Origin of the sequence: Campylobacter jejuni, from assembly GCF_049221745.1 — a bacterium.
Lineage (GTDB): Bacteria > Campylobacterota > Campylobacteria > Campylobacterales > Campylobacteraceae > Campylobacter_D > Campylobacter_D jejuni_E.
Map to the genome: position 1 here is coordinate 35,920 of NZ_JBMJAO010000012.1, position 7,723 is coordinate 43,642.

A 7,723-nucleotide genomic window follows, 5' to 3' on the forward strand; every position below is an offset into this window, starting at 1 on the left:
CTTTGCTGAAATTTTGTTATAATTTCAAGATTTTAGTTTCAGGTTGGTTTTATGGATAATCTTATTAGCGGTGCGATTAAGTTTATGCAAGAAGACTTTAAGGAGCATGAAGAACTTTTTGAAAGTCTAAAAAATAAGCAAAATCCCCATACTCTTTTCATAGGTTGTTCTGATTCTAGAGTAATTCCAAATTTGATCACTAATACGGGTCCAGGTGAGCTTTTTGTAATACGAAATATTGCAAATATAGTTCCACCTTATCGCGTTGGAGAAGATTACTTGGCGACAACTTCAGCAATAGAGTATGCTTTAAATTCATTACATATTAAAAATATCGTCGTTTGTGGCCATAGTAATTGTGGAGGTTGTAATGCTCTTTATTATTCTGATGAAGAGTTGAATAAAATTCCTAATGTGAAAAAATGGCTTACTATGTTAGATCCGATAAAAAAAGATGTGATGATTTTTACAAGAGATGATTTAGCTATGCGTTCATGGCTTACAGAAAAATTAAATTTAGTAAATTCTTTGCAAAATATACTTACTTATCCAGGCGTGCAAGAAGCTTTGGATAAAGGAAAACTTGAAGTGCATGCTTGGTATTATATTATAGAGACAGGTGAAATTTATGAGTATGATTTTAAAGCAAAAATTTTTACTTTAATACAGGATAGGAAAGTTCAATGAAAAAAATTATTTTTAGTTTATGTTTTTTTATTTTATACCTTGGAGCACAAGAATTTAAATTTATTGATGCAAATATTAGTAAAGAGGATGAAGGAATTTATACTTTAGTTGAAAAATATGTTGATCTTAACAATCAAATTAAAGAATTTAAGAAAAACAATGATGAAAATTCAAGCACTTTTAATGGCATTTTAAGTGAATTTGAAAAAGACAAAAAGGCTATTTTAGTAAAAATACCCGATATGATAGTAGGACAAAAGATTAATGAGGAGGCAGTGGCTAGATTTTTAAAAGCAAAAGAAAAATTACTAGATGTTCAAAAAAAGAATATTAATAAGCCTTATATTTATACAGATGCCACTCTTAATCTAGTTTATTTTAATATTGTGGAAAGTTTTTATTCTTCTTTGTTTGAAGTGGAAAAACTTTTTAAAAATACAGCAAGCAGCGAAGATTTGATTGCTACTGTTGATAAGGCAATGGAAAATTTACAAAATTCTTCTAATGTTAATTTAGATAGTTTTAAAAGCAAAATTACAAATCCAGAAGAATTAGAAAAAATTTCTTTAAAGGAAGAATATATTAGCAATGCTGTGGATTCTTATTCTGAAATTCTTAAGTATTTACGCTCAAATGCAGATTTGCTTGAAAGTAATTATATTTTTTCATTACTCGAGCTTCAAGTTTGGATAGATCGTATAAATGAGGTAATTGGGGTAAGTTTTGTTAATATCGGAAAAATAGTAATTTCTGTTTTAGTTTTGGCATTTTTTGTATCTTTAAGACGTTTTTTTTCTAATATAGTATACTTTTTTCTTGTTCAGATTTTTTATAGAAATAAAAATGATGTAGATGATATTAAAGTTATTTTTATTGAAAATATTAAAAAACCTGTAGGTTTTTTATTAATTATTTATGCTATTTCTCTTTGTCTTACTATAGCAACTTATCCTGCACCTTTAAGTATAAGTTTGAGTAATTTTTTTCATATAATTTATGCAGTTTTGATTGCATGGCTTGTTTTAAGAATGCTTGATGGCTATGGAGTGGTATTAGTTTCTAAACTTGCTCAAAAAAGTGGAAAAAAAGAAGTTGTAAATTTAATTATTAAAATTTTATATTTTGTTATTATTATCATAGCTTTATTATATATTCTTGCTCAACTTGGCTTTAATATTTCAGCTATTATTGCATCTTTAGGAATTGGGGGTTTGGCTGTTGCTTTGGCAGCAAAAGATATTATTGCAAATTTCTTTGCTTCTATACTTTTACTTTTTGATAATAGTTTTAATCAAGGAGATTGGGTAGAGGTTTCAGGTATAGAAGGAACTGTGGTTGAAACAGGACTTAGAAAAACTACTATTAGAACTTTTGATAATTGTCTTGTATTTTTACCAAATTCAACTATCATGGGAGCTAATATTAAAAATTGGAGTAAAAGACGCATGGGTCGTCATGTTAGAATGTATTTAGGTGTTGGTTATGATGCTACCCCTGAAAAATTAGAACAATGTGTAAAAGATTTAAGGGAATTTTTGCATACAAGTGATTTAGTAGCTCACGAAGAAGATAGTGCATTAAAATACGGCGATCATACAACAAAATATCGTCAAAACCTTGTATCTATCAATGATTTAGAAGGTTATAAAAATGCTTGTTATGTCGCTTTAAGTGAATTTGCAGATAGTAGTATTAACATAGAGCTTTATTTTTATACCAAAGAAATAGGTGGAAAAGATTTTAGAGAAGCTAGACAAAGCTTAATGCTTGAGTTTATGCGTATAATCGAAAAAAATGGTTTAACCTTTGCTTTCCCAAGTCGTAGTATTTATATAGAAAATTTACCACCCCTTGAAACAAAAACTATAAAATAGCAAGATAAATTCTTGCTATTTTAAACTGGCATAACACGTATATTTGGACTTAATTCTTCTTGTAAAATAGTCTCAATGGCATAAAGTGTTGCACCACTTCCACTAGAACAACCACTACAAGCACCAAGATAACGGATATATACATCAATTGCCGCACCTTCGGCTTTTTGTATATCTATCACTTCTAAATCCCCACCATCATTATGAAGCATAGGACGAATTTCAGTATCTAAAACACTTTCAACTGCTTTTAATTGTCCCACTATAGTCATTTCATCAAAAGCTACATCGTTTTTCATTGTATTTTTAAGTTTTTCTCTGTCCATTTCAGCTCTAGTTTCAGCTAAAATATCTACAAGGTAATAATCTCTTTTTTCATGTCCTCCTGGTTTGATACAGGATTTACAAAAAGCACCCGCTTTGGTATATTGTGTAATTTCTTCTACGCTATGCAAATCATTAAGTTTAATTACTTCCTTGATAGTTCCAAGACTTACCCTAGCACATTCACAAACTATAATTTGATCTTCAAAATCTTCAGGACTTATGCCTTTATAATGCGCTGCTGCTTGTTTAATCACGTCATAAGCCATAACCGAACAGTGCATTTTTTGAGGTGGAACAGCTGGAGTTTCTGGATTATCACGCATAGCAAATTCTACATCTATATTTGTGATTTTTACCGCTTCATCTACAGTTTTTCCTATGCAAAGATCTACCATAGTGTCACTACTTGCTATAGCCGTGCCACAACCAAAACTTTTAAATTTTGCATCGATAATTTTATCGGTTTTTTCATCTACAAGCCAAAAAAGTCTTACCGCATCGCCGCAACTTTCTGCACCAAAATCAGCTACGATCAATTTTGCATTGCGTGCTTTAGCATCTTCTTCGCTAAATTCTCCCATATGTTGAGGATTATTCATTCTATCTTGAACTTTTTGTGAATACTCATCCCAAATGGATCCACCAATTAAACTATTTTTTCCCATTTTTCATCCTTATTTGTAATTATTTGGATTATAAGCATAAGTACAAGAAATTGCTCTTAATCTTTCAGTTGCATTTTTAATTTGTTTTGCTGCATAATCAATTTCTTCTTCAGTGTTAAAACGTGACAAAGAAAGTCTTAAAGCTGTATGTGCTAAATCATGCTCCGCACCGATAGCTTCCATAATAGGATTGCTTTCTAAAGCTTCACTTGCACAGGCTGAACCCGTGCTTGCAGCTATACCATTTTTGTTCAAATCCCAAAGCATTGCTTCGCCTTCAACACCTTTAATACTTGCTAAGATTGTATTAGGCACACGGTGTTCTCTTTTTCCAACCACTGTTGTATCAGGTAAAGCTAAAATTTGATCTTCTAGTTTATCTCTTAAACGGCGTATATGAGAATCTTCAAAATCAAGCATAGTATTTGCAATACGCAAAGCCTCGCCCATAGCCACTATATAAGGTACATTTAAAGTTCCACTTCTACGACCACTCATGTGTTCTCCACCATGTAAAAGCGGAGTAAGTTTAAGTCCTTTTTTTATAAAAAGTCCACCCACACCCTTTGGTCCATGAAATTTATGTGCCGAAAATGAAGCAAAATCAACTCCTACTTGAGTTAAATTAACCTTTATTTTACCTACTGCTTGAGTAGCATCTGTATGAAAAAGAGCACCAAATTCATGCGCAAGTTCTGCCATAGCTTTAATATCAAAAATCATCCCTGTTTCATTATTTGCCCACATAACACTTACAAGTGCCGTTTTATCGCTAATCACTTTACGCAAATCTTTTACAGTAGAAACCCCTTCTTCGTTTACAGGAAGTTCTATAACTTTTACTCCAAGACTTTTTAAAAAATAAGCAGCAGCAATAACGGCAGGGTGTTCTACGCTAGAAATAATCACTTCATTGCGTTCCTTATCTAAAATATGATCAAAATATACACCCTTAAGTACCCAGTTAATGCTTTCTGTTGCACAGGAGGTTATAACTATATCATCTAAGTCATTTGCTCCAAGTCCTGCATAAAGTTTGTCCAAAGCTTCTCTTAAAGCAGGATGCGTTGCACTTCCATATTGATGAAGGCTATTTGGATTTCCATACATATCCTTTAAAAAAGGTAGCATCAACTCATAAGCATTAGGATCAAGCATCGTTGTTGCGTTGTTATCTAAATATACTTTCACTTTAAAATCCTTAATTTATCCTTAATTTTAATTAAGATATTTTTTATCTTTATTTGAAAACGGATAATAGCAAAAATTTATAAAAATTAGGTTAAAAATTATAACAAAAATAAAATGCTAAAGTAAAATTTTAAAGTGAAATATTTTGTGAATTTTATATAGTAAAAATGAGAAATACTATTTCTTAGAATTTTTCTTCGTAATACTTTACTATTTTTGAATCTTCTTTGGCTGTATGTTTAAAGATAAAATCTTGAACAACGAGATTTAATTTTTCGGTCATTACATTTATAAATTTAGCTTCACTGATGATAATTTCTTCAATTTCTAAGATAATTTTTCTGTGCATTCTTGTATGATGGTTGATATAAGGATATTTTATTTCTCTCATAAAGGCTTCTTCATCTGAAAAATGTCTATTGATCATTATCAACAACTCTCTTAAAACAATTTTTAATTCTTTTGTTCCAACATGACGTTGGTTCATTAAAGAGAGTTTTTTAGAAATTTCAAAAAGTTCTTTATGTTGATGATCTAAAAGATCATTATTCATTGAAATAATTTTTTCATTAATAAGTCATGGTTTTGAGTACTTTTATATTTATATTTTTTGAGAGCGGATTATAATGCTATAATACTTAAAATTTTATTAATTAATTATATAAAAATTATTATTAAAGTATTTATAATTTATATATTTTTTAAAAAATTATTTTAAATCATCACAGACATATAAGAGTTTAAAATTTTATTTATATTTGCTTGTTTTTGACGACGATTTAAAAAATTTTCTATAGAGCTAGAACGTAGTTGATTTGCTTCTTCTAATCTTTGTGTGTCTTGACTTTGGTTTTGATATTGTTTTTTAAGAGCATCAAAATCATTGCGATTTTGATCGATATAAATTTGAAATATTGAACTTGAATTTGCAAATTCTCTTAAATCCATATCTTTTTGGTAGTTAATGTATTGTTGAAAAAATACAGATAGTTTGTCTTGAGTACTTGTTTTTTTATCTATACCATTAACATAAAGATAAAGATCAAAACTCATCTTTTTTTCATTTTCTTTTTTAATGTAATCTTCTATATCCATTTCGCCCTTGAGAATTTTTTGCAAATTTTGATGAGAGCTTAGTTCTAAAGTGGCAGGTTTCATAAAAAAGTTAAATTCTTTTTCGTTTTGAGTTTTTATATCATGGTAGATAAAATTCATTAAAAGACCAGATTTTGATACTTCTGCATTTTTAGTTAAATAAGGTTTTAAAATTTCATTAGAAGAAGTATTTTCTATGGCTTTATCAAAATGAAAATTAGTTATTTTATTATCTAACATTAAAGTATTTAAATTTGTGATATTGCTTAATGCCAAATCAATTTCTTCTTGATTGTTGTAAATTCTTGAAATTTGGCCTAAAAATTCTCCATTATCTGTTGAAAAACCTGATGATAGTTTTGAAATAAGATCGCGACTTAAATAAGCATTATCATCTTGTAAAAATTTTGAATTTATAGATTTTAATGAACTATAATAGCTATTTAAAAGATAAGGTAGATCAATTTTATTATAGTTTAAATTTTCATCTTGCTTCGCGAGTTCTTTTGCTATACTTCTAATGCTTTTAATGTTGATATCATAAGATTGCGGTATATTGGCAATTTTATTTAAATCTTTATCAAAAAAACCTTCTTCATTGATTCTAAATCCAAATTCACTAGCATAAGTGGTATTATTAAAAATATAACTTAATTGTTCTAAGCTATTTTCATTTCCTTCTTGTTCTAAAGCTTTGCTATCTTTAATCAAATTTAGAGCAGAGCTATTCTGTAAAGGATTAGATAAGGTAAAATTTTGATACGGATTTGCCGAATTTATAGTCATTTTAAATCTTTCCAAAATATTGCTGATTTTTTTATAAGCAAAAGGTGTGCCAAGTTTTTTAAAAATTAAATTCAGTCAAAAATTAGAAAAAATTTGATAGTATTTAGCTTTTCTTTTAATTTGAAAATAAAAATTTATCTAAATAAGGAAAGCGTATGCCAAAGATGAAAAGCGTTAAAAGCGCAGTTAAACGCTTCAAAGTAGGTAAAAATAAAATCAAAAGAGGCTCAGCTTTTAGAAGTCATATTTTGACTAAAAAACCTGCAAAAAGAATGCGTGATCTTCGCACAGCTAAATATGTGCATAGCACAAATATAAAAGCTGTTGAAAAAATGCTAGGAATTTAAGTTTTTGACTAAAAGTCATTCAAACTCCCCTCTGAAATAAAATTTCAAGGGCAAGCTCCAAATTTGGACGCCACTTTATGAAAGGAAATAAAAATGGCAAGAGTAAAAACAGGTGTTGTTAGACGCCGCAGACACAAAAAAGTTTTAAAATTAGCACGTGGTTTTTATAGTGGACGCCACAAACATTTTAGAAAAGCGAAAGAACAATTAGAAAGAAGTCTAGTCTATGCTTATCGTGATAGACGCCGCAAAAAAAGAGACTTCCGCCGTCTTTGGATTGTGCGTATCAATGCTGCTTGTAGGCTTAATGATTTAAGTTATTCAAGATTTATCAGTGGACTTAAAAAAGCAGGTATTGAACTTGATAGAAAAATTCTAGCAGATTTAGCTATGAATGATGCTGCTGCTTTTGCAAAAATTGTAGAGGCTGCAAAAAAAGCACTTTGATTTTTAAAATAAGAATTTCAAGATTTTACCTTGAAATTCTTAAAATTCTAAAAATCCTGTAATATCAATTTTTATTTTTAAAATCTTTCTTAATGTTATTTTATCCATTAATTGAATTTATAAATTTGAAGCAATAAAAACACATTTATTATGTCTTGAAATTTTTAAAACGGTTAAATTTTAAATTATCCAAAAAAACATCCATCCCAATAATTTTAAAATTATCAGGATGAAATTTTTAACAAGTAGGAGAGTAAACTAAATTAAACTAAGTATTATCTTTTTTGATATTACCAAAGATAAT

The 7,723-nt window shown here is 29.0% G+C and carries 8 protein-coding genes; 4 read left to right on the forward strand and 4 right to left on the reverse strand.

Annotated features, from left to right (window positions below):
• Positions 1–51: 51 nt before the first annotated feature.
• A complete protein-coding gene (gene cynT, locus ACOTU8_RS08030; protein ID WP_422342453.1) occupies positions 52–687 on the forward strand; it encodes a carbonic anhydrase in 636 nt (211 codons plus the stop codon).
• Entirely contained in the window at positions 684–2,561 is a 1,878-nt protein-coding gene (locus ACOTU8_RS08035; RefSeq protein WP_422342454.1) for a mechanosensitive ion channel family protein, read from the forward strand. The genes cynT and ACOTU8_RS08035 overlap by 4 nt, the downstream gene beginning before the upstream one ends.
• A 20-nt stretch (positions 2,562–2,581) precedes the next feature.
• Here ACOTU8_RS08035 and ACOTU8_RS08040 read toward each other — a convergent pair whose 3' ends face one another.
• The 4 genes from ACOTU8_RS08040 to ACOTU8_RS08055 form a co-directional block, all read right to left on the reverse strand.
• Positions 2,582–3,553, reverse strand: a complete 972-nt coding sequence (locus ACOTU8_RS08040; RefSeq protein ID WP_422342455.1) for an iron-sulfur cluster assembly scaffold protein — start codon at positions 3,551–3,553, stop codon at positions 2,582–2,584.
• Between the two features lie 9 nt (positions 3,554–3,562).
• Positions 3,563–4,744: a NifS family cysteine desulfurase gene (gene iscS, locus ACOTU8_RS08045; protein ID WP_422342456.1), complete on the reverse strand. Its 1,182-nt coding sequence runs from the start codon at positions 4,742–4,744 to the stop codon at positions 3,563–3,565.
• Between the two features lie 184 nt (positions 4,745–4,928).
• The gene (locus tag ACOTU8_RS08050; protein ID WP_422342457.1) at positions 4,929–5,297 is read right to left on the reverse strand and encodes a hemerythrin domain-containing protein; all 369 of its coding nucleotides are present in this window, start codon (positions 5,295–5,297) and stop codon (positions 4,929–4,931) included.
• Between the two features lie 161 nt (positions 5,298–5,458).
• Positions 5,459–6,625 carry a hypothetical protein gene (locus ACOTU8_RS08055; RefSeq protein WP_422342458.1) on the reverse strand — a complete coding sequence of 389 codons (1,167 nt, stop codon included), beginning with the start codon at positions 6,623–6,625 and terminating at the stop codon, positions 5,459–5,461.
• 155 nt (positions 6,626–6,780) lie between these two features.
• Here ACOTU8_RS08055 and rpmI point away from each other — a divergent pair, with 155 nt between their 5' ends.
• Together rpmI and rplT are read left to right on the forward strand one after the other, a co-directional pair.
• Complete coding sequence (gene rpmI / locus ACOTU8_RS08060) at positions 6,781–6,972, forward strand: 50S ribosomal protein L35 (RefSeq protein ID WP_002862434.1); 192 nt, start codon at positions 6,781–6,783, stop codon at positions 6,970–6,972.
• 93 nt (positions 6,973–7,065) lie between these two features.
• Positions 7,066–7,419, forward strand: a complete 354-nt coding sequence (gene rplT, locus ACOTU8_RS08065) for a 50S ribosomal protein L20 (RefSeq protein ID WP_422342459.1) — start codon at positions 7,066–7,068, stop codon at positions 7,417–7,419.
• The last annotated feature ends 304 nt before the right edge of the window (positions 7,420–7,723 follow it).